This is a genomic window from Acetobacteraceae bacterium (genome assembly GCA_039613835.1).
Classification (GTDB): domain Bacteria; phylum Pseudomonadota; class Alphaproteobacteria; order Acetobacterales; family Acetobacteraceae; genus Sorlinia.
In genome coordinates this window covers 871,706-894,104 of sequence record CP154827.1, presented here as the reverse complement: position 1 = coordinate 894,104, position 22,399 = coordinate 871,706, and the positions used below count along the sequence as shown (strand labels likewise).

Annotated in this window: 17 protein-coding genes and 5 pseudogenes; 10 read left to right on the top strand and 12 right to left on the bottom strand. The window is 57.1% G+C overall.

Annotated elements, in window-relative coordinates; all coding sequences use genetic code 11:
* Window positions 1–546: 546 nt before the first annotated feature.
* Window positions 547–786: a hypothetical protein gene (locus tag AAYR33_05070; protein ID XAO72250.1), complete on the bottom strand. Its 240-nt coding sequence runs from the start codon at window positions 784–786 to the stop codon at window positions 547–549.
* 270 nt (window positions 787–1,056) lie between these two features.
* The gene (locus AAYR33_05065) at window positions 1,057–1,326 is read right to left on the bottom strand and encodes a hypothetical protein (GenBank protein XAO72249.1); all 270 of its coding nucleotides are present in this window, start codon (window positions 1,324–1,326) and stop codon (window positions 1,057–1,059) included.
* A 538-nt stretch (window positions 1,327–1,864) separates the two neighbouring features.
* Between AAYR33_05065 and AAYR33_05060 the strand changes: the two are divergent.
* The 3 genes and pseudogenes from AAYR33_05060 (at window position 1,865) to AAYR33_05050 (ending at window position 3,684) form a co-directional block, all read left to right on the top strand.
* Window positions 1,865–2,677 (top strand): annotated as a pseudogene (locus tag AAYR33_05060) (hypothetical protein).
* Window positions 2,596–3,045, top strand: a pseudogene (locus AAYR33_05055) (hypothetical protein). The pseudogenes AAYR33_05060 and AAYR33_05055 overlap by 82 nt, the downstream one beginning before the upstream one ends.
* Before the next feature lie 150 nt (window positions 3,046–3,195).
* Window positions 3,196–3,684 carry a MarR family transcriptional regulator gene (locus AAYR33_05050; protein XAO72248.1) on the top strand — a complete coding sequence of 163 codons (489 nt, stop codon included), beginning with the start codon at window positions 3,196–3,198 and terminating at the stop codon, window positions 3,682–3,684.
* A 7-nt stretch (window positions 3,685–3,691) separates the two neighbouring features.
* On the opposite strand, the gene AAYR33_05045 is transcribed toward AAYR33_05050, so the two are convergent.
* Window positions 3,692–4,741 carry a UDP-phosphate alpha N-acetylglucosaminyltransferase gene (locus tag AAYR33_05045; protein ID XAO72247.1) on the bottom strand — a complete coding sequence of 350 codons (1,050 nt, stop codon included), beginning with the start codon at window positions 4,739–4,741 and terminating at the stop codon, window positions 3,692–3,694.
* Window positions 4,742–4,771: 30 nt separating this feature from the next.
* Between AAYR33_05045 and AAYR33_05040 the strand changes: the two genes are divergently transcribed.
* The 3 genes from AAYR33_05040 to AAYR33_05030 are packed head-to-tail and all read left to right on the top strand — an operon-like array spanning window position 4,772 to window position 8,400.
* Window positions 4,772–6,739: a nucleoside-diphosphate sugar epimerase/dehydratase gene (locus AAYR33_05040; protein XAO72246.1), complete on the top strand. Its 1,968-nt coding sequence runs from the start codon at window positions 4,772–4,774 to the stop codon at window positions 6,737–6,739.
* A 45-nt stretch (window positions 6,740–6,784) separates the two neighbouring features.
* The gene (locus tag AAYR33_05035; GenBank protein XAO72245.1) at window positions 6,785–7,939 is read left to right on the top strand and encodes a DegT/DnrJ/EryC1/StrS family aminotransferase; all 1,155 of its coding nucleotides are present in this window, start codon (window positions 6,785–6,787) and stop codon (window positions 7,937–7,939) included.
* On the top strand, window positions 7,939–8,400 hold the full coding sequence (locus tag AAYR33_05030) for a hypothetical protein (GenBank protein XAO72244.1): 462 nt from the start codon (window positions 7,939–7,941) through the stop codon (window positions 8,398–8,400). The genes AAYR33_05035 and AAYR33_05030 overlap by 1 nt, the downstream gene beginning before the upstream one ends.
* A gap of 80 nt (window positions 8,401–8,480) precedes the next feature.
* On the opposite strand, the gene AAYR33_05025 is transcribed toward AAYR33_05030, so the two are convergent.
* The 3 genes and pseudogenes from AAYR33_05025 to AAYR33_05015 form a co-directional block, all read right to left on the bottom strand.
* A complete protein-coding gene (locus AAYR33_05025) occupies window positions 8,481–9,140 on the bottom strand; it encodes an AI-2E family transporter (protein XAO72243.1) in 660 nt (219 codons plus the stop codon).
* Between the two features lie 160 nt (window positions 9,141–9,300).
* Window positions 9,301–9,603 (bottom strand): hypothetical protein, encoded by a 303-nt coding sequence (locus AAYR33_05020; GenBank protein ID XAO72242.1) that lies wholly within the window; start codon window positions 9,601–9,603, stop codon window positions 9,301–9,303.
* A gap of 154 nt (window positions 9,604–9,757) precedes the next feature.
* A pseudogene (locus AAYR33_05015) lies at window positions 9,758–11,615 on the bottom strand (ABC-F family ATP-binding cassette domain-containing protein).
* A gap of 114 nt (window positions 11,616–11,729) precedes the next feature.
* Here AAYR33_05015 and ndk point away from each other — a divergent pair.
* Window positions 11,730–12,152: a nucleoside-diphosphate kinase gene (gene ndk / locus AAYR33_05010; GenBank protein ID XAO72241.1), complete on the top strand. Its 423-nt coding sequence runs from the start codon at window positions 11,730–11,732 to the stop codon at window positions 12,150–12,152.
* Between the two features lie 58 nt (window positions 12,153–12,210).
* On the opposite strand, the gene purN is transcribed toward ndk, so the two are convergent.
* Both purN and purM read right to left on the bottom strand, forming a co-directional pair.
* Window positions 12,211–12,804 carry a phosphoribosylglycinamide formyltransferase gene (gene purN, locus AAYR33_05005; protein XAO72240.1) on the bottom strand — a complete coding sequence of 198 codons (594 nt, stop codon included), beginning with the start codon at window positions 12,802–12,804 and terminating at the stop codon, window positions 12,211–12,213.
* Window positions 12,801–13,904 (bottom strand): phosphoribosylformylglycinamidine cyclo-ligase, encoded by a 1,104-nt coding sequence (gene purM, locus AAYR33_05000; protein XAO72239.1) that lies wholly within the window; start codon window positions 13,902–13,904, stop codon window positions 12,801–12,803. The genes purN and purM overlap by 4 nt, the downstream gene beginning before the upstream one ends.
* An 86-nt stretch (window positions 13,905–13,990) precedes the next feature.
* Here purM and AAYR33_04995 point away from each other — a divergent pair, with 86 nt between their 5' ends.
* From AAYR33_04995 to AAYR33_04985, 3 genes are all read left to right on the top strand, one after another.
* Window positions 13,991–14,716 carry a DnaA/Hda family protein gene (locus AAYR33_04995; GenBank protein XAO72238.1) on the top strand — a complete coding sequence of 242 codons (726 nt, stop codon included), beginning with the start codon at window positions 13,991–13,993 and terminating at the stop codon, window positions 14,714–14,716.
* A gap of 275 nt (window positions 14,717–14,991) precedes the next feature.
* Window positions 14,992–17,145 carry an RNA degradosome polyphosphate kinase gene (locus tag AAYR33_04990; GenBank protein XAO72395.1) on the top strand — a complete coding sequence of 718 codons (2,154 nt, stop codon included), beginning with the start codon at window positions 14,992–14,994 and terminating at the stop codon, window positions 17,143–17,145.
* On the top strand, window positions 17,142–18,665 hold the full coding sequence (locus AAYR33_04985) for a Ppx/GppA family phosphatase (protein XAO72237.1): 1,524 nt from the start codon (window positions 17,142–17,144) through the stop codon (window positions 18,663–18,665). The genes AAYR33_04990 and AAYR33_04985 overlap by 4 nt, the downstream gene beginning before the upstream one ends.
* Window positions 18,666–18,754: 89 nt before the next feature.
* Here the strand turns inward: AAYR33_04985 and AAYR33_04980 are convergent, their stop codons facing one another.
* From AAYR33_04980 to AAYR33_04965, 4 genes and pseudogenes are all read right to left on the bottom strand, one after another.
* Window positions 18,755–18,970 (bottom strand): hypothetical protein, encoded by a 216-nt coding sequence (locus AAYR33_04980; GenBank protein ID XAO72394.1) that lies wholly within the window; start codon window positions 18,968–18,970, stop codon window positions 18,755–18,757.
* A 107-nt stretch (window positions 18,971–19,077) separates the two neighbouring features.
* Window positions 19,078–20,037: pseudogene (locus AAYR33_04975) on the bottom strand (aminotransferase class III-fold pyridoxal phosphate-dependent enzyme).
* Window positions 20,038–20,561: 524 nt separating this feature from the next.
* Window positions 20,562–21,803: pseudogene (locus tag AAYR33_04970) on the bottom strand (DUF4175 family protein).
* The gene (locus AAYR33_04965) at window positions 21,793–22,329 is read right to left on the bottom strand and encodes a DUF4175 family protein (protein XAO72393.1); all 537 of its coding nucleotides are present in this window, start codon (window positions 22,327–22,329) and stop codon (window positions 21,793–21,795) included. The pseudogene AAYR33_04970 and the gene AAYR33_04965 overlap by 11 nt, the downstream one beginning before the upstream one ends.
* Window positions 22,330–22,399: the final 70 nt, after the last annotated feature.

Below are 22,399 nucleotides of genomic sequence, written 5' to 3'. Positions count from 1 at the left end.
TTGGCAAACTGAGCGCAGGAAGCCGCTTGAGAAAAACGTGCGCCGAGTCAGGTTTTATCGTCCATGACGCTATGGAGCCAATGCATCTTGCGCGCCACCTGGCGGCGTTTCAAACGAAAGGACATTATCGAAGCGTCACATTGACCTCTTTTCTAACGCGTTTACGAAAAAAGAGAAATAATCTGGCAGATTGGGATCGCTTGCATGCGTCCAAAAAACTGCGAGATGATGATTTTATGCAAGCACTTTCATTTTAGGCGGCAAGACGGCGTCGCTGGCCTGTTCAGGGGAAGGATTGACCCAAAAATACTGATTTGGAGAGGTTTTATCGACATGCTGTTAACAGCAAGGCCGCCACAGCGTCTTTCCTGAACAATCGGGTGAGCACACCATCGCGATGGCTTCTTGCTGCGGCAATATTACCCCCGAAATTCGGCGACCCTTATGGCATAGCGGGGCCAGGAGGGCAGCCAGCCCGGTCATTGTGATAAGCTGGCTGCCGGATTTACCCCCGAAGACCGATGGAAATCCTACCGTTTGAAGAGTTTATTTGCCCAATCGGTTTCGAATAATCTGGAGATGATCTGCCGAGAGCTGGTCATACCGCCAGATGAACAAACCCACGATATCGAGATCAATGACCTGATCTAGAAAATAATTCAGATTCCAGTCGGTCAAATCCCTCGATGTCAGCGCCAGAATGACCTTCTCCTTTTCTATCCCGAAAGCAAGGCTCCGCTCCAGCGCCTGTCTGACATTGCCGAGGATGTCGTCCTTGTTCCACATTGCAGCGGCGTAACAATAATGGATGAGGCGGTTGCACTGGCCCGATGCGATGATAGAGGAAACTTTCTGATTCAGCTTTTTGCCGCTGGCAGTGGTGGGGTGGTTGTAACTATATCCTGCGATGAAGCCGAAACTGGTTTCTTTTTTTATGTTCTTTCAACTGCTTTATCGCTTCGATGACGAGACACATATTCATATTGCACTCATCGTCGAAATCGACACCATCCTATGATTTATTTTTTGTCGCAGAAACAATGCGGTTCACATCTTCTATATTGGAAGGCTTCTGCTGAGGCGCGCATCTACCTCCGCCGTAGGACCAAAGTGTTTTGCCTTTGAATTTCGGGTTTGCGGACGGCTTGGTTTCTTTTCAGGGCTCCAGCCAGGGTAAGCGGCGGTGCTGGTGGTCAGCCCATCCAGGTTTGTCACCATCCCATACATCATGAAGTCAAATTCATCGAGCGGATTAAGGGCCAAAGTTTGACTCCAGCCGCCAAGCAATTTGGTCATAAATGCCTCTTTTATTTTTATTGTTGTCAAAATGATTCGTTTTGAAAATCATTTGTAAAGTAGTTGTATTTTTTCCAACAATAAAATTGTAGCTATTAAATTCAGTTTATGAATATAAAAACAATATTAATATATTAATTTACATTTGACTTTTCCCGCATCTTTCGAATCTCACGAAAGATTTGATCAGTTGGTTTTTCGATGGGGTGATGAGCGCAAATAAATTAGTCAATATTTAAAAAATCTCATTTAACGGCCATTCGCACCGTCCCTGAGTTTCAAGTCCTCAAAACGGTGTAAAGCTACCTTAACGACATCAGGTGCGGTCAAACGCGGGTGCTGCGATAGAAGTTCTGCTTGATTCCGGCCTTTCGATCCGTCACCCAACCATCATGGTTTTGAATTTAAATGGTGGAAGGAAAGCGAAATCAATGCGCCATGATCTCAGTCTCTGCATCGCATCGCCGGACAAAGCGGCGCAAATTGTTTCGCTGATACCGCCAAGGAGTGATCCGGCGGATGTCCTGGGACGCCATTGGCCTTACCTGGAAGCGCAGCGTCAAGGACAATGCCACGACCATATTGTCCTGATTCCAGCCGAAGATGGTGTGGCGCGGGCCGTTTTTTCTGCCCGCCGAAAATGGGTTCTGGCCCCAGTATGTTCGGGGCCCTCGCGCTTGGGTTGCCGCCTGGCGTGTGGCACCTTGATGCCAGCGCCTTCCCCGAAGCGGCGCGGCAAAGCGTGCTTGAAAATGCGTTTCTGGGCTTCTCCATGGGCGCCTATAAGGCCGCCCTCCGCCCGCATGACTCGTCCCGCGCGCCGCGTATCGTGCTGGATGAAGCCCTTGAAGCTTACCTTCCCCTTGCGGAGTCAATCTGGCTCGGGCGGGATCTCATCAACGCGCCCGCAAATCTCCTTGGCCCTGCGGAACTCGCGGAGGCGGCCCGTGCCGCGCTGCAACCTCTCAACGCCGACGTCACCATTATGGAGGGTGATGATCTGACGGAGAATTATCCATGCCTGGCCGCCGTCGGTGCGGGCTCCTGCCGCGCGCCGAAAGCGGTGATTGCCCGATGGGCCCATCCGGAGGCCACCGCGTAGACACCGTTGCTTTCTTTGGTCGGGAAGGGGGTTTGCTTTGATTCGGGTGGGCTGGATATCAAACCGTCAAGCGCGATGCGCCGCATGAAAAAAGATATGGGTGGCACGGCCCTCATGCTGGCCCTGACGACATTGCTCATCCGAAAGGCAGTGCCCTTGCGTATTGAGCTACGGCTCTGGGTTGCGTCGAGAACAGCGTGTCCGATGCCGCCCGTGTCGCATTGGGGCCGAACCTACCCGCTTTATTCGGCAATGACGATCCTTTCTCCGACGCGCTGATAGAAGCGGGACGTGACTACGGGAATCCGATGTGGCGTCTCCCTCTCTGGTATGAATATGATGCATAGCTGTCATCGGAAATTGCCGACTGTTCCAATGCGGCTTCCGTCCCGATGGTCGGAGCGGTGACGGCGGCGCTCTTCATTGAGAAATTCGTCAAGACCCCCGTAAAATGGGCGCATATCGATAGTTATGCGTGGAATGACAGCGCTCGTCCTGGCATCCCGCGGGCGGCGAAACACGTGGTTTACGCGCTCTTTATCACGCAATCAGGCAGCATTGTTGCGGCTGAGGGGGCGGGTCAGCCTCCCGCAACCCTGTTCGGGCTAAAAACATTCCGATATAGTTATGATGTTGCGCTTGGATAGACTCTTCAAAAGCCTTCCCCCAGCGCTTGACGATGCTGTGACTGAAAAGTGGTAGCATCACTGAAAATGCTTTTAATGGCCACCGTGTCTCCATGATGCGCGTGGGTCGTTTTGGGCTTCGCACCTTAACCGAGAGCAGGGGAGTGGAACTTGGCTCATTCGATTAACGACAATAAACTGCACCTCCTGAGGGACACGCTTGTGACGCTCGTCCGTAAGGATGGACCAGATCTGTCTGCACGCCAGCTTAGCGTTTTTCTGATCTGCTATCTTCGGGAAGGGGGGCACACGGTGCGGGGTCTCGCTCATGAATTGAATGTCTCCAAACCGGCCATCACGCGTGCGCTTGACCGGCTGGCTGAGCTTGATCTGGCGCGCCGCAAGGTGGATCCGCTCGACCGGCGCTCCGTCCTTGTGCAGAGAACCCTCAAAGGTTCCGCCTATCTTCGTGAATTGCGGGCTGTCATGAATGATGTTTCCGAGCCCGAGGCACGGCGCAAAAAAACGCGGTCCCCCGGGGGGATGGCGTATCCGTTATCCCGCTGCAGCGCGCCACAGGCTGATACACGCCCGATATGTTCTCGTATAAGCGCAAGGGCCGGGGCGAGCTCACGGCCCTTTCGCTTTGAGGAAAGCTGAGTCAGCCTCATAATGCCAAATGCTGTCCTCGCGCTTTTCGAATTACATAACCCGCCCAGATAAATTGCGGGATCAGCGTCAGGATGATCTGGGCTTTGAACCCGATGAAAGTGAGCCCGATAAAGCCGCCCCAGAAAATGAACACCCAGTGCAGCAGGGTAATCAGAGGCTTGGAGACCCCGGCGCGGCCGGCAATCTGGTAAAGATGGCCGCAATGGGCCTGCATCAGATTTTCGCCCCTGAGGGCCCGCCGGATGAGGGTGAAGGTGACGTCAAACAGGATCCCCATCAACATCAGTGGCACGAGAAGCGACCATGTCCCGTTGCGCATGAATAAAAGCGCACCCCAGCCCAGCAGAAGGCCGCAAGGCTGACTGCCGACGTCACTCATGAAGATCCGCGCCTTAGGATAGTTGAAATATAAAAACGTCAGCGCGGCGATACCCAATGAGAAGAAAAGGGCACTTTCAGAATTCTGCGCCGAAACGAGCAGCAAAGGGGTCAAAATCAAACCGCAGCAGGCGATTGTTCCCACGGCGAGGCCATTAATCCCATCCATGAAATTCAGCGCATTCGTCACGTAAATGACGAAACCCACCCCGCAAATGATTTTCAGGCCGGTCAGGAGCGTCAAGGGAAGCCCCCACAAGGCGCAGATCGTGACGATGATGGTTGCGATCAGTTGCGCACGTAACTTCGTGCGGGCTGGGTATTGATATACATCATCGCGCCAGGAGAACCAGGCAAGGCCAAGTGCCGCAAGCAGCACGATCCCCGTTTTCATAAATTCCGTGGCCGGGAAGGGATGAAAAACCAGTATATAAACCGCGCCTGCCAGCAGGCTCATCATCATGGCGATACCGCCTCCCTTGGGAACGGGCCTTATATGAGCGCTTCGGTCACCCGGGACATCCATGATGCCGACGCGAATCATGTATTGCGTCACCACCGTGCAGACGGTAACACCAAGAAGGGTCAGGATCAAAAAAGGGTGCATCGCATTGCCCGTTTCTTCAGCGAGGGAGGCGAGCGTCCCCCGATGACAGGCGTCAGGCAACGACGTCAAAGGTAAGGTTATAAAGTCCGGGTGGAAGACGCGCAACAAAATCACCAAGCCAAAAGGTCGGTTTCTGAGGGGAACGCGCATCGATTCCGAGCGCAGCGGATCGCCGTCAACGTCCTTCTGGATGCGCTCATCTCCGGGCTTGCCGCGCCGATTGCCGTTTACCTTGCTGCCCCCCGGACGGGCATTCTGCACCCTTTATGGGCTGTCGCAGGTGGGGCGGTTGCCTTACTGCTCAGCGGGCTGCCTTTGCGCGTGCCTCAACAATATTGGCGCTTTTCCGGCATAACGGATCTTCGGAATATTGCGATTGCCTCGCTTGGCGGGGCCGCTTTGTTTTCCATCGCCGTCATTATGCTGGGTTACCGCCTCCCTTCCGTGACGTTCCCGATTATCTATGCGCTTGTCCTTCTCGTCGGATTGGGTAGTGGGCGCCTGATGGCGCGGGCGGTGCACGGGTTCAGGCAGCGCGGACGTGGTGCTTCATCCCGAGCGCTTCTGATCGGGACGGATACAAGCTGTGACCTCTTCATTCGTGCCGTTTCCCGGCATCCGGCGGCGCGCTATGATATTATCGGCATCGTCACCCGCGCTGCGGATCAAATCGGCAGGCGCCTCCATGATACGCCGATCCTTGGTGTCGTGGATGACGTGCCCGCCTTGCTCGACAGGCTTGCAGCCCAGGACCGCCTGCCCGAACATATTATTATCGCTGACCCGGATTGGCGTGGCGCCCTCGTTTCCGACCTGCTCGACGCTGCGCAGGCGCATGGCGTGCCGGTACAGCGCGCACCTTCTTTGATGCGTCTAACCCCGGCAGATACGATTGAGCTTCGGCCCATCGCCCTCGAGGACCTTCTCAACCGCGCCCCCGTCTCACTTGATGTTGAAGGAATGGAGCGTCTCATGCGGGGGCGCGTCGTGATGGTGACGGGGGCGGGTGGTTCGATCGGGGGGGAACTCGTGCGACAGGTCGCGGGATTTGCGCCGTCCTGCCTTCTGCTCGTCGATAATAATGAGTTCGCCTTGTGGCGCATTAATCTCGAACTTAATGATCACTTCAGGGATGTGCCGTGTCGCGTCCTCGTCGGAGATATTCGGGATCGCTATCGCATGACGGCGATTTTCCAGCAATATCAGCCGGATATCGTGTTTCATGCGGCGGCGCTGAAGCACGTGCCGATCGTCGAGGAAAATCCCTGTGAAGGTATCCTCACCAATGTGATCGGCACGCGTATTGTCGTCGACGCCGCTCAGGCGCATGGCACGCAGGCGCTCGTGCTGATTTCAAGCGACAAGGCGGTAAACCCGACCGGCGTCATGGGTGCCACGAAACGCTGCGCGGAGATTTACTGCCAGGCCATTGACCTCGCGCGCCGCGCCGCGCCGGAATCAAGCGCCTTTCGCTGCGTCACGGTTCGTTTCGGGAATGTGCTTGGATCAACAGGTTCCGTCGTGCCGCTTTTCACGCGGCAATTACGTCAGGGCGGCCCACTGACCGTCACCCATCCTGACGTGACGCGCTTCTTCATGACGATCTCCGAAGCTGTGTCCCTTGTTCTGCAGGCCAGTGTTCGCGGGACGGAGGCCCGGAAGCGGCGCGATGAGACGGATCGACGTCTCGATAAAGGCGGGATTTTCGTGTTCGACATGGGTGAGCCCGTAAAAATCCAGGAATTGGCGCGACAGATGATCAAATTGGCCGGCCTGAAGCTAGATCGGGACATCGTCATCCAATATACCGGCCTGCGCCCGGGGGAAAAACTCTACGAAGAATTATTCCATGTCGGCGAAACATCTCACATCACTGATATGCCCGGATTGCTGATCGCGACGCCGCGTGTTGCTGATCTAGGCGATGTCTGCGCCGTTCTCGACCGACTTGAACAGCTCTGTCACGACAATGCGCAACAAGAGGCGCTGACATTTCTACAGAAGCTTGTTCCGGAATTTGTGCATAATCCGAGTGGAGACGCCTGGGTCGCAAGATGATATCAGCATTATCATTGCGACACCCCCTCCCACAAGGACCTGACAATGACACCACGCAGAGAGATTGCTTTCCTTGACCTTCCCCGTCAAAGAGCGCGACTTGGTGAGGCGCTGACGCGACGCGTTGACGCGGTGATGGAACACTGCAAATTTGTTCTCGGCCCTGAGGTGAATGAGCTGGAGGAACGCCTCGCCGCTTATGCCGGTGCTTGCCATGCCATTGGTGTCTCCTCGGGGACAGATGCGCTTCTGGTTGTGCTGATGGGTGAAGGCGTCGGGCCGGGTGACGCCGTCTTCCTCCCGGCTTTTACTTATACCGCAACGGCGGAGATTGTTCTCCTCCTTAGCGCAATTCCCGTTTTCGTGGATGTCGATGCGCGGACATTCCAGATTGACCCCTCACATCTTGAAGCGCGCATCGCCTCCATTTTGCGGGACGGGCAATGGCGGCCCCGGGCCATTATCGGCGTTGATTTATTCGGCCAGCCTGCCCCGTGGGATGAACTGAAAATCATTGCCGACCGACATTCCCTGACACTTGTCGATGATTGCGCGCAGGCTTTTGGCGGAAGCTATAAGGGGCGGAAACTCGGGCGTGAAGCGCGCGCCACGACACTCTCATTTTTTCCATCCAAACCGTTAGGCGGTTATGGTGATGGCGGCGCCATCCTGACGGATGATGACGGGTTGGCGGCGCTTTATCGCTCTCTGCGCTCCCATGGTGAGGGGCAGAATCGTTACGACGTCCAGCGCATCGGCCTCAATGCCCGGCTGGATACGCTTCAGGCGGCTGTGCTGCTCGCCAAGCTTGATGCTTTCGATGCGGAACTGGCGCGGCGGGAGACGATCGCGCGGGCTTATGATTCGGGTCTGCCCGAAATCATCCAGACACCGCAACGCGTTGCCGGTGCGCGTAGCGCGTGGGCGATTTACAGCATCCTTCTGCCAACAAAGCCATTGCGGGATTCCCTTCAGAACTGGCTGAAATCGCACGGCATCCCGAGTGTCGTCTATTACCCCAAGCCGCTTCACCGGCAACCTGCCTATGCGGGTTACCACAGTAACGACATCACCCTGCCCGTATCCGAGAAGTTGGGCGAAATCACCCTCTCTTTGCCTCTTCATCCTGAACTAACCGATGATGAAGTGCGCTATATCATCGACACGACATTGGAGTGGTCAAAAGAGAGGAAGACTTGATGCGTAAGGAAACGATACTTGTCATTTTTTTCCTCTTGCTTGTCCTGACGACGACGGCAATTATCTGGTCATTTGCCGTCCCGGTTCTCAAACCCGTTCACATCCCGATCATCGCGACTGCGATGATTGAGGAGGGACCGGACCAGAAGCAACAGGACTTGACGCAGGATCAGATTACCGGCCTCAATAACTGGCTGAGGCAGAATTGCCGGGGTTGGGTGCCAATGACCAGTCCGCCACCTTCTGCCAGTGACCTCGTCATGCGGGCTGTGCCGGTCAGAGGCGAGCCTTTCCTGATTAAAATCTGGGGTGAAAATGCGGGGTCTGAATGGGCCCGGACAATCGCGGTACGACTCTCCACAAAAGTATCTTTCCGCGTCCGCTATTGTGACGATCAACAATGGACGTCACTGCGTGAAGTCCTCGCGCGATTCGATAATCGCCAGGCTAACACGCATTGATCTGAAACGCGGCGCAGAGCCGTCACGCTTCCCTGAAGCTGTCAATCACATCCAACGTTAAGAACATTTGAGCATGTTGCTCATCGGTCAGAAAGCGGCATGCCCGCCCATTTCTGCGACGATATGAGTGTGTCAGCGCCCGCGTCGTTGGCGAGTTTTTTTGTCGAAACTCTACCGGCATCGGCTTGGGCGGTGGCCCGGTCACCCACAGCGAGAAGCGCCGCGGTTGCCGGTGAGGCGAGGATGAAGCCGAATACAGTCTGCGACAACATCGCGATGGCAGGCGGCATATGTACGGCATGGCGCTGGATAAGCGGTGCCAACACATTGCCTTCGAGAAACTGGATGACGCAGTAAAGTCCAACCACCTCAAGCTCGGATTGCGTGCCGACGGAAAGCGCGATCAGCACGGCCGGGACCGCACCAAGAATAGCCCCGATATAGGGAATGAAATTACACAGTCCCGCCACCACACCAAGCGCCGTGGCCAGCGGTATGCCGAGCAGATAAAGCCCTACGCCGGAGGCAATCCCTACCACCAGCATGTCCAGCGCCTGCCCGATTGTCCATGACCAGAGTGTGCGCCCGGCCGTGACCATCAAACCCCTGATGGCGGGGCGTTGCGCCGGCGGCACAAGGCGTAAAAGACCGTCCACATAGACATGCGGCGTCAGGGCAAAATAAAGTCCCGAGATCAGAATAACCGCCATTGTGCCCAGCACGCCGAATGCGCTGGTCAAAATACCCGTGACGGAATTCGCCAGCCCCGCGCCAAAGGAGGGGCCGCCCCCGCGTCGTTCCCGCCAAGACTTTGCGGAAGGTGTGCGAGGGCGAACTGGCCCCAGCTGGATGATTTGACTTGACCGCGAAACGGCCCATATTGCGTAATCAGCGCCTGCTTCAGCTTGAGAATTGATCACTGATCTGCGGCCCGCTGGAATAAAACAGAAAGGCGATGGTCGCGATGATAAGCACGGCCACGAGGGCGACCGCCAACTTATAGGGAAGACCGATCCGCCTTTTAAGGTAGGCTGCGAGGCCATGTAAAATAACAGCCATTAAGGTCGCGGCAAAGACGACGACAAGGACATCGCCCAGAAGCCAGATCATAACGATGGAAATCGTGAGGATCAGCGATATACGCAGAAGCCTGAAGATAAAGGAAAGCTCAGTCGAGGAATCCGGAGCATCGAGCTGGGGCATGGTGGGCGAAGGTCCAATCTTAACGTAAGTCGTTAATCCAATGCGCTTCCCGCCGGGAAGGTTCCGCATATGATGTGGCGGCGATCCAGTATGGGACGCAAAATCCGACCCCATCGGGCGCCTTCACCGCGAGATGCCCCTTAGACTCATCTTCCTAAAGGAGGTTCTGCTCGATTTTTTCGCTTAGGGAAAGCCATTCCTCCTCAAGTTTCGCAATCGCAGCGTCATTTTCCGCCGCGGATTTATTCACGCGCGTGATTTCCTCCGACGTGCCTTTTTCGTAAAAAGCCGGGTCGGACATTCTCTGGCGATAGGCTTCCGTCTTCTTGCTACATTGGGAGAGGGTTTTTTCGATCTTCTGCAGGCGTTTCCGGAGAAGGGCCTGTTGCTGGCGCGTCGCGGCGCGGTCTTTGCGGTTTTCTTTCCTGTTCTGATGGCCTGAGATTTGCGCGGCGCTGCCTGCCTGTCCTGTCCCGGACGCGGTCTAGCGGCGGGCGCGGTAATCATCCAGCGTCTCATCGAAATAAGTGACATGCCCCGCTTCAACCAGCCATGTATCGTGAGAAATCAGGATCACCGCACCCTCAAAACCATTCAGCGCACGCACAAGCGCCTCGCGCGCATCAATATCCAGATGGTTTGTCGGCTCATCCAGCAGGAGGACATGCGGGGCGTCATGCGTGGTGAGGGAAAGGAGAAGCCGCGCCCGCTCACCACCGGATAGGTTCCGCACTTCGGTTTCTGCGCGATGGGCGTCCAGCCCGAACTTGGCCAATTGCGCGCGTGCCTGCTCCTGCGTCATTTTCGGCGCGGTGCGCAGCAGGTGCTGCACGGCGGTTTCTTCGGCGACAAGGTCATCGCTTTGATGCTGCGTGTAATAGCCGACGCGCAATTTGGGCGCGCGGAAAAACGAGCCGTCAAACGGCGCCAGAACGCCCGCGATCAGCTTGATAAAAGTGGATTTGCCCTGGCCATTCTGGCCCAGAAGCGCGATGCGATCGGTTGCATTCAGCCGGAAGGAGAGGTCACGTAACACGGTGCGCCCTTCATAACCGGTGCTGGCCCCTGTCATGGTCAGAAGTGGCGGCGGGAGAACGCCCGGATCGGGGAATGTGAAGGAAGTCGCACCGGGTTCGATAATGGCTTCCATGGCGGGGAGGCGCTCCAGCGCTTTAAGTCGCGATTGTGCCTGACGGGCCTTGGTCGCCTTGACGCGGAAGCGGTCAACGAAAGCCTGCATCTGTGCTTTCTGTGCTTCCACCCGTGCCACCTTACGATTATGCTGGAGGGTCTGCTCCATCCGGATGCGGACAAATTGCGCGTAACCACCCGGTGTGAGGCTGAGTTTTCCGTGTTCCAGATGGGTGATCCCGTCCACGACGTGATCAAGCAATTCCCGATCATGACTGACGATGATCGCCGCGCCCCGGAAGGATTTGAGCCAGCCCTCCAGCCACATTGTGGCCTCGATATCCAGATGATTGCTGGGCTCATCAAGAAGAAGCAGATCCCGATCAAGGAAGAGGGCGTAGGCCAGCGCCACACGCATCTGCCACCCGCCGAAAAAGCGTCGATCGGGCGTTGCTGGGCCGCGGCATCGAAGCCCAGACCGGCCAGGATCGTCGCCGCGCGGGCGGGCGCTGCATGGGCTTGTATAGCGAGGAGACGCTCATGCGCATCAGCCAGTCGGATCGGGTTATCCTTCCGCCGCCACCTGCGCCATCAATATCTCCCGCTCCGTATCCGATGCAAGGACGATGTCGATCAGCGCGCCTTTTCCCTCCGGCAGATGCTGCCGAACGCGCCCAAGCCGGGTGCGTGCCGCCTGGGTGATGTCCCCACCGTCAGGGCTGATATCGCCGGCAATCGCTGCCAGGAGGGTGGATTTGCCGGCGCCATTCCGGCCGATCAGCTCGATTTTCCGCCCCGGGATCCAGCTGAAGACTGGCGTGATCCAGAAGCGTTCGGCCAGCAATGCGCAATGTGAGTTGGTTGATGGAAAGGATACTCAAGGGGCTTCACTTCAGGGTCGGAGATATTTTCGAGGCGCACAGGCTATCGGTCTGGCCAGAATTGGCCTAGGGGGAAACCATTCTTTGCCTTTAACAATTGATTTGGAGATTTTCATGGCCAAACAGCGGACATTGTCCATTATCAAGCCAGATGCCACGCGCCGCAACCTGACCGGCAAAATCAATGCTGTCTTCGAGGCGGCAGGTCTGCGCATCGTGGCGCAGAAGCGCATCCAGCTGACGCAGGCCCAGGCCCAGGCCTTCTACGCTGTCCATGCGGCGCGGCCTTTCTTTGGCAGCCTTGTCGATTCCATGCTTCAGGCCCCCGTTATCGTGCAGGTGCTTGAGGGGGATGAAGCGGTCGCGCATCATCGTGATGTCATGGGCGCCACCAATCCGGCGCGGGCCGCGGAAGGCACGGTGCGGAAACTTTATGCGGAAAGCATTGAGGCGAACTCCGTCCATGGCTCTGACAGTGTCGAGAATGCTGCCAAGGAAATCACCTTCTTCTTCGCTGAGACAGAAATCCTCCCCTGAAATGTGATCTGTCATGCCGATTAACCCTGTCGGCATGACGGTTCCATGTCAGGCGCGTTTATAATCCTGACGCCTGATCTGTGATGAACTGGCGAAGCGCGTCTCGGTATAAAGCATGCTCTTTCGTCAGAAGGCGATTTGACAATGTCTCAGCCGTGTCATCAGGGCGGATATCGATGCGGGCCTGCGCAATGACAGGCCCTTCATCGACGCCGGAAGTGACGAGGTGAACGGTCGCGCCATGCGTCGTATCTCCGGCGTCAAGGGCACGTTGGTGGGTGTGCAGCCCCGGATATTTCGGCAGCAGGCTGGGATGGGTGTTGAGTATCCGCCCGGACCATGCCTCAACAAAAAATGGCGTCAGCACCCGCATATAGCCTGCGAGGCAGATGATGCGGGCCCCGGACTGGCGCAGCGCCTTATCCATGGCGCGCTCATGGCTTTCACGATCCTGGCCGAAAGGGCGGTGATCAATGGCATACACGGGGATGCCCTTAGCCCGCGCGATATCGAGTCCCGCCGCATCCGGATTGTTGCTGAGCACGAAAACGACTTTGGCCGGGTACTCGGGGGCGTCACACGCATTCAGCAACGCCTCCATATTGCTGCCGCGCCCGCTGATCAGAATGGCGATCGGAAATTTGGTCGTCATCCGAAAACCAGCTCTCCCTTGAGACTGAACCCCTCCTGTCCCTCTATGATCCGTCCGATTTCATAGGCTTCTGTCCCTGTTTCCTGCAGGGCGCTGAGCACAGCGACCGGGCGGGATGTCACCAGTATCATGCCAATCCCACAATTAAAGACCTTCAGCATCTCCTCCGGCGCGACAGGCCCGGCTTTGGCCAACCAGTTGAAAACGGGCGGAACGGGCCAGCGCCCGGCGGTGACTTCCGCGGTCAAGCCCTTCGGTAGAATACGTGGCAGATTGCCGGGCAGGCCGCCACCCGTGATATGGGCGCAAGCATTGAGCAGGACTTTCTCATGTAATGCCATCACGTCACGAACGTAAAGCGATGTCGGCGTCAGAAGCGCCTCGGCAAGGCTCAGCGACGGTGCGAAGGGGGCAGAATCATGCCAGCCCAGCCCTGACCGCGCGACAGCCTGCCGCACGAGGGAAAAACCATTGGAATGCACACCGCTTGAGGGCAGCGCGATGAGTGTGTCGCCCGGTTTGACGTTTCGCGGCAATAACATATCGCGTTCCGCCGCGCCGACACTGAACCCGGCAAGATCGTAATGCCCGGCCGCATACATGCCGGGCATTTCCGCCGTTTCCCCCCCGACAAGGGCGCATCCTGACTGGCGGCAAGCCTCAGCGATACCTTTCACGACGCGCGCCGCGTCAGCAGCATCGAGCTTGCCGGTCGCGAAATAATCGAGGAAGAATAAAGGTTGCGCCCCCTGAACGATGAGGTCATTGACGCACATGGCCACGAGGTCAATGCCAATCGTATCGTGCCGTCCGGTCTCAATGGCCAGCATGAGCTTCGTGCCAACGCCATCCGTGCAGCTCACAAGCACCGGGTCACGATATCCAGCGGCTTTGAGGTCGAACAACGCGCCGAACCCGCCCAGTCCCCCCAGAACCCCGGCGCGCTGCGTCTGCTCGGCGGCGGGCTTGATGGCATCGACAAGGGCATCACCCGCCTCTATGCTGACACCGGCAGCGTCATAGCTGATCCCGCCTTTGATTGCGGCAGCACCGTCATGTAGGGCGGGGGCATGTTTGTCGGGTTTCGGGGGGGTGGTCATGTGTTCAGGCTCACTCGATATGCCGCGGAAAGTCGGATATAACCCGTTCTTTTACCGAAGCCGTCGCGGCTCGGGAAGCGTTGGACTTGAAATTGCATGGAAAACGCAAAAAAATTCGTCAGCGCCCCGCTGACCCGGCGGCTCAGATGGCTTTCTCGTGGGAGGCGCATCGCGGCACGCGGTGGCCGGACTTCATCAATGCGCCGTCCAACGCCGCTGCACGTAAATGGCTCGCCCAGACTGGCTGGCCGGAGCGACGCCTTCTGCTTTGGGGCCCGGAAGCGACCGGCAAGACGCATTTATTGCATGACTGGGCGCGGCGGCGTCATGGCAAAATTATCACCGCGCGTATGATTGATCCGGCACGGATTGACGACTCCCAACTCTGGGCGATCGACCAGCTTGAACAGGGTTTTGACCCTGTTGCCCTGCTGCACTTCATCAATGCAGCGCGGGAAGGGGGGCGCATCATCCTTTTTGCTTCTCGTGTCCCGCCCTCCACCTTACCCACCAATCTCCCCGATCTGAGCAGTCGCCTGAGGGCGATGACCGCGATTGAGGTGCGGCCTGCTGAGGATGATCTGCGCGTCAAACTGGTAATTCAATGGCTTGCCATGCGTCAGATCTGCATCGCGCAAGATGTCGCCACGTGGCTCGTGCACCGCCTGCCGCGGACTAATGCGGCCCTGATGGCGACCGTCGCGCGGCTGGATACGGCCAGCCTGGAGAGTAAACGCGCTCTGACGCGGGCTTTTATTACCGAGATCCTGCCCGAACTCTCTCAGGTCGATGGCGAGGAACTCCCTGTTTAGTGATGATTGATCAAGCGGGGGCGTCTCACGAAACTTAAAACAAGACGATGGGCTTCTATCGCAACTTTGGGTCATGTAACATGTCAGACTCAAAGGGCGTGATGCAGGATCACAAATGCACAGTGACGCTGAGTAAAGGAGCCAATCCGGCGGAAGCGTCAAAAATCCAGGAAGAACATATCACGACGTTGCCACGCGCAAAGCCGGGTGACGCGGCCTGCGCGTCTGATTTTATCGGGCTGTGTACGTCGGGTTCTTCCAATGGGCAACATGATATGTCGACACACCCGTCCCGCTTTATTAATCGTGAAATGTCATGGCTCGATTTTAATCAGCGCGTGATTGAGGAGGCGGAGAATCGCCGTCATCCGCTTCTGGAACGTCTGCGCTTTCTGTCCATCAGCGCCAGTAATCTGGACGAGTTCTTCTCCGTCCGCGTTGCCGGGCTGGTCGGGCAGGTACGGGAGGAGCTGACGACGCCTTCCGTTGACGGTCAAACCCCCGTGCAGCAACTTGCGGAGGTGCGCCGCAAATCCTCCCGACTTTTTGAGACCCAGCAGGATGTGTGGCGCAAATTAAGGCATGAGCTTTCGCAAAGCGGCATTTATTTGTGCCGACCCGATTCCCTGTCCGAGACTGAAATCGCCCATCTGGATGCGATTTTTGAAAAAGAGATCTTTCCGATCCTGACGCCGCTGGCCGTGGACCCTTCTCACCCGATGCCCTTTATCCCCAATCTCGGCATGGCGCTTGTGCTGCGCCTGAAGGATGAGGCGCGCCCGGATGAGCCGATGGATGCGTTGATCCTGCTACCCCAGCAAGTCAATCGTTTCATGCGCCTCCCGGAGGATTCCACGCGCAAAGCCACATGCACGCCGGACATCCGGTTTGTGCTGCTGGAGGACGTCATCCGCACCCATATTGACCGCCTCTTTCCCGGGATGCGTGTTCTGGCGAGCGGGGTGCTCCGTGTCATTCGGGATTCGGATGTGGAATTTGAAGATGAGGCCGAGGATCTCGTACTGTCATACGAGACGGCCCTAAAGCAGCGCCGCCGTGGCGTGGGGGTGCATCTGGCTTTTGATGCCTCCCTCCCTTCCTATTTGCGTGAGGAATTTGCGGAAAAGCTTGGCTCCTCACCCGATGAGGTGCTGGTGGAGCAGGCGATGATCGGGGTTGTTGATGTCAAACAGATGATCGTCAGCGATCGGCCGGAACTCCAATTTCCAGCTTTCAAGCCGCGCTTCCCGCAGTGCATAAGAGATTATGACGGGGATTGTTTTGCCGCCATCCTCGGTAAAGATATCGTTGTGCACCATCCTTTTGAGAGCTTCGACGTCGTCGTGCAATTTCTTAACCAGGCGGCTGCGGACCCGAATGTTGTGGCGATCAAGCAGACGCTCTATCGCACCTCACGCGACAGCCCCATCGTCCGCGCCCTGATCGCCGCCGCCGAATCGGGAAAATCCGTTACGGCCATGGTGGAGTTGCGGGCGCGCTTTGATGAAGAGGCGAATATCCGCCTCTCAAGGGAGCTGGAAGCGGCGGGTGTGCAGGTCGTGTTCGGGTTCTCGAACCTTAAGACGCATGCCAAAATGAGCCTCGTTGTGCGCTGGGAGGGCAATCAGATGCGCTCTTACGCGCATTTCGGCACCGGAAATTATCATCCCATTACGGCACGCATTTATACTGATCTCTCATTCTTTACCTGTGACCCGCGTCTGGCAGGTGATGCGGCGCAGCTTTTCAACTTTATGACCGGTTATGCCAAGCCAAAAGATGTGCATGATATTGCTTTCGCGCCGCTGACATTGCGCAAGACGTTGCTGAAGCTGATCGCAGATGAAATCGATCACGCGAAAGCCGGGCGCCCCGCCCGCATCTGGCTGAAAATGAACAGCCTCGTTGACCCGGAACTGATTGATGCGCTCTACGCGGCCTCTCATGCGAGGGTCAAAATCATCGGGGTGATCAGGGGCATGTGCTGCCTTCGGCCCGGTGTCCCCGGTTTGTCGGATCATATCGAGATCCGCTCCATGGTCGGGCGCTTTCTTGAACATTCCCGTATTTTCGCTTTTGGAAATGGACACCGTATGCCGTGCCTTAAAAACAAGGTCTATATTTCCTCCGCCGACTGGATGCCGCGCAATATGGACCGCCGGGTGGAGGCAATGGTGCCAATCTATGACCCGACCGTTCATGCGCAGGTATTGGGACAGGTCGCCGCCTTAGGGTTGAAAGACACGTTGCAGAGCTGGACATTACAGCCAGGCGGCAGCTGGCGCCGCGTCCCGCCGGGGGAAAAGCCGTTCTCCGCGCATCATTATTTTATGCACAACCCCTCTCTCTCGGGTCGTGGTTCCATGCGGCATGAGGGGACGAAGAAGGAAGCGCCGCGACGGCGCAGAAAGCCGGGCGCCCCTTCATGAAAAAACCCCGGGTCGCGCAGGAGGCGGCGAAGACCAGCCCATCCCCTCAGCAAAGTCGCGCCGCCGTGATTGACCTGGGGTCAAATTCCGTGCGTCTCGTTATTTTTGAGGGGGTGACACGTAACCCCATCGCGATTTTCAATGAAAAGGCGACGCTGAAACTCGGGCGTGGCCTGCATGAAACGGGTCGCCTTAATGAGGAGGGTCTGAAGCGCGCACATACCGTCCTGAAGCGTTTCAACGTCATCGCCCGGTCAATGAAAGCGGCGCCTTTTGAGATCCTCGCGACAGCAGCCGTGCGGGACGCTGAAAACGGGGCTGAATTTATCGAGATCCTCAAAAAGCACATGCCGAATGTGGCGATCCGCATTCTTTCCGGTGAGGAAGAGGCCCGTTATTCCGCCACAGGGGTGCTTTGCGGCCAGCCTGATGCGGATGGCATCGTGGCGGATATTGGCGGGGGCTCTCTAGAATTGATTCACGTCGCACAGCGGAAAATGAAAAAAGGGAGCACGATGCCGCTCGGCGTGATCCGTCTGTCTGACAGGGCGGAGGGGGGGCGTAAAAAAGCCTTTGAGCTTGCCGCGAAGGATATAGAGGCGCAATCCTGGCTGAAGTCCCATCGCGGTAAAACGCTTTATCTCGTCGGCGGGGCCTTCCGCGCCCTGGCGCGCCTTCAGATCGCGCGCGCGCAATATCCTCTCAATATGGTCCATCTATATACGCTCCGCCCTTCCGAAGCGGAGGCGCTTTGTAACTGGATATTATCGACGCCCAAAAAAGCGCTGGAGAAAACATCCAATCTCTCAAAAAAACGCTTCGATGATGTGCCTTACGCCGCCATTGTCCTCCTGACACTCATGAAGCGGCTGGACCCGCATAAAATTGTTTTCTCGGTCGATGGGTTGCGAGAGGGCTGGTATATGGCGCGCGTCGGGGCGGAAGTGGCGGATATTGACCCGTGCGACGCCATGGTGAAGGTGCTTGCCTCCCGCCTGGGGCGTGGTTGCCAGTTGCCAGACGCACTGATTGACTGGACGCAGCCTCTTTTTGAGAAAGATGATCCGCACGAGAAAAACCTGCGCAAAATGACCTGCCGCCTCTCCGACATCGGTGCTTACGATCATCCTGAATATCGGGCGGAACAAACTTATTTGCGTATCATGCACGTGAATGGGGGCGGGTTTGACCATCAGGTCCGCGCCTTTATCGCCTCAGCACTGGCAATCCGTTATGAGGCGGATGTGCCAGGACGGCTGCTATCCGCCGCGCGCGACATCCTTTCAGATGAAGCGTTTGAACGCGCGACGCGGCTGGGCAAGGCGCTGCGCCTCGCTTATACGATTTGCGGCGGCACAGAGAGCCTTCTTAAAGGCGCGCGCATCGCAAGAGGGGGCGGTGAGATTGTTCTGGAGCTTGACCGGATGGCCTCCTTCGCCCTTGGCTCCAACGTCAAAAACCGCTTGAGCCATCTGGGCGCGGCTTTTGATGAAGAGACGCGGATCGTGACGGATGCCTGAAATAAACGGTGCATCCCTCGGTCCCGCGTGACGAACGCTGATCCGCCCGGCCGGGTCAGGTCAGCGGACCTCATCACCGTTTTGATGTCTCACGAAGTCGTATTCAGGATACGGCGGATCGTCTCAAAAATCCGGTCAATCCCGTTTTTCTCGATAATCAAGGGTGGCGCGATGCTGAGCGTATTCCCGCTACAACGCAGCAGAACCCCTTGCCGGAACGCTGTATCGAACACTTTGTAAATACGAGACACCTCCCCGTCACCCGGTGCAATTTCGATCCCGGCGACGAGCCCCTCATTGCGGATATCAACGACATGCGGTGCGTCTTTGAGACTATGCGCCGCATCCTCGAAATAAGGTGCGAGGGGGCAGCGCGCTTAAATAAACGTTCATCGCGATAAACATTCAGCGTTGCGATGGCCGTCGCACAGGTTACAGGGTGCGCGGAGTAGGTATAACCGTGAGGGAGCTCAATGGCGTTTTCCGGCCCCTGCATAAAGCCCGTGAAAATCGTGTCTTTGACGGCCACCGCGCCCATCGGGATTGCCCCATTAGTGATGCTCTTCGCCATCGTCATGATGTCTGGTCGCACCTAATATTTCTCTGCCGCGAAACTGGCGCCCAATCGGCCGAAACCGGTGATGACTTCATCAAAAATCAGCAAGATGCCGTGTTTGTCGCAGATCTCACGCAAGCGCTTCAGATAACCGACGGGCGGCAAAAGCGCACCGGCTGAACCTGACGTCGGCTCCACCATGACGGCGGCAATTGTCGAGTGGTCATGGGTGACGAATAATTTCTCCAACGCGTCGGCATATTCAATACCGTGCTTCGGTAAGCCACGGCTGAAGGCGTTTCGTGCCGGGTCATATGTGTGGGGGAGATGCGCGGCATCCGCGAGGAGAGGGCTGAATTGCTTGCGATTGGACGATATACCGCCGACAGAGAGGCCGCCCAGTCCGACACCATGATATCCGCGTTCCCGCCCGACAATTTTGGACCGTTTCGCCTGCCCATTCGCGCGATGATAGGCGATGGCGATTTTAAGCGCGGTATCAGCGACTTCCGAGCCGGAATTACAGAAAAATATGTGATCGAGTCCCGGCGGGGTCAGGGCGGATATGCGTCCCGCCGCTTCAAAAGCGAGGGGGTGGGCCATCTGAAAAGTCGGGGCAAAATCGAGTTTCACCGCCTCACGCTGGATCGCCTCAACAATCGGGGTGCGCGTATGCCCTGCATTGACGCACCAGAGGCCGGCACAGCCATCCAGGACATCCTGACCCTGCGCATCCTTATAATACACATGCCCTTCGCGAATATAAACACGCGCGGCGCCTGGCGAAATTGTCGATGCGCCGTGAAAGGAAGCCATAATGCATCCCGGTTGGCTCCGTGAATGGCGGTATTCTGCATGGGACATTATTTCCTGACATGACGATGTTGGTTTTATGAGTCGTAAAACGACAGGCGGTTTCATTGTAATGTCGAACCTGAAAACAACTTTCTTCAATAGAGGAATGTGAAAACGCAGTTTAAAATTTGAAAAGCGCTTATGTGCGACATCGTGATTTGTATCAGCTAAGACATTCGCGCTTTCGGGCCGCCTTCACCGTTCGGTCAGCACATGCCGCGTTAAACCGCGCCTCTGCCGGGAATGACGGAAAATCAGGGAGATCTACGCGTCTTTCCTGACAATGGCTGCGACTGCCGCGTCGATGGTCATCGGAGATGAGTCGATTAGAACGGTTAAGTAACGATATCGTGCGCTGGAAAAGGATCCGAGACATGGCGCGATCCACCCTGTCTCCCTCTCCGAAAATCGCATGCGCTTCCCTGTGAAGCGATCGATGGATGGAAAATGGCCCCGCATTCAGCGGCTTTTCAGTCGCCCCCGCATCATGCTTTCAGGAGATCTTCCAGATAATGGCGCTCACGCGTCGGGTGCGCACGGTCAGCGGCGCGGCGCCGGAGTTCCCGTTCCACCTCCAGCCGATGCGTGTCGCTTTGCTGAAGCGCATGTCCCTGCCTGGACTCGGATGCGCCCTCCCCATCATTGACTTCGCGGCCCAGCGGGTCCCGCTTTTCCGAGGCGCGATGGGTTGCGGAACCTCCATCTGTCTCCTCATCCGACCGATCACCACGCCCGTCACCATCCTTCTGCGATCCCGACTCATTGCTACCAGACTGCATGGTTGGCAGAAGGATAATCGGCCCCTCGCCATGCTGCTTATCTTTCTGCGCCGCGCGCATGTCATGCCCCAATTGGGTGAGATCGGCGAGGACGTTTCTCAGCGACTGTGACGCGCCAATATCATCCCGTTGCGCGAGATTGCGGTGGACATTGCCCATATGGTGCTCAGCTTTTTTCATATTTTCCGGGACGTGCTGCCCGTCGTCAGAGACTTCGGCAATGAGGGTACGGAGGGCGTCGCGCATCGCGCCCTGCATGACAAATTGGGTGCGGCGCTGATCCTGCCTTTCCGCCTCTTCTTCATCCGAAAATGATAAATTGTCATGAGAGGGTGGGGCGATCGACACATCCGAAGCGCCGAGAGCAAAACTACGCAGATCAACCGAGCTGTCAAACCGTAATCCCGTCTCTTTCTGCATATCTCTGAGATGGCGAAATGCCTCCCCGCGAGATTGCGTCGCATCCAATAGTCCGGTTTCACGCTTTATGAGATCCTGCACGACGCGAATATGCAATCGGGCTTTCTGCTGGGCCGCCTCCTACTTCGCTGCCGCGGCCAGCTCCTCCGGCGTCGCATCGCGGATGCGGCGGGTCATATCCTCAAGGTCACGAAGATTTTTGACGGCAGCGCGCCGATCTCCCTCGGAAGCGTGGTCCTGAAGTCGTTCAAGAAGCCGGGTGACGGCATCATTTCGGCCCGGAACGACACTTCCCATATCGGGAACCATGCCGCTTTGTTCCATCGCATGGAACATCAGGATCTGCATCCGACGGGCAATTGCTTTTTTGACGTCGTCAATCCGGTTCTGTCGCGCGATGCCTGCATTTTGAGAAGGAGGGGACGCATCGTCTTCAAGCGCGCGGATCAAGCCATTCTTTGCCCCGCGAAGCGCCAGATTTGCTTCAGCGATGGCGCGGCCTTGGCGGGAGAGGTCATCAAGATACATCGGCCATCGACCAGAGTCCGTTACCGAACAGACCGACATCCGCCCCGTCATCGCGCATCAAATTCAAAACCAGGAGCGTCACCCCTTTCTCACGCTGCTGTGTCAGCGAGGTGAGGGAAGCCAGTTCCTCCTGCGCTATCGGGAGCGCCTCCTCACCACGCAGAACCCGATAGCGCGGGGCGATCAGGGCGCGACTGATGGGGTCGTGGAATTTATAGGCGGGCAGGATGATCTGACGTGCTTCACTCTCCGCGACATTTCCGCTGACGCTCGTCGCTTTCAGGCGCAAGGTGACATGCTCACCAGCATAAGCGAGGCGGCCGATATCCTCCCGGATGGTCCCCGTAAAAGCGTGTTTTCCTGCGGGGGCCGTGTCCGTGAAGATTACGGATTTCCCGTTCGCCAACCCGTTATCCGGCGTGATGGAAAGGCTGACCGATGCGACGCCGAAAGGCTGGGATGTTTTATACCGAATCGTGAGCGATGTGATGTCGGCCTCAACCTTCGGTTTGCCCTCCCATTTGATGGTGGGCGGGGGTCAGGCAGGAGATTCACGCGCCATCTCGCAATGGCGCGCCCACGCGTGCGCAGCGTGA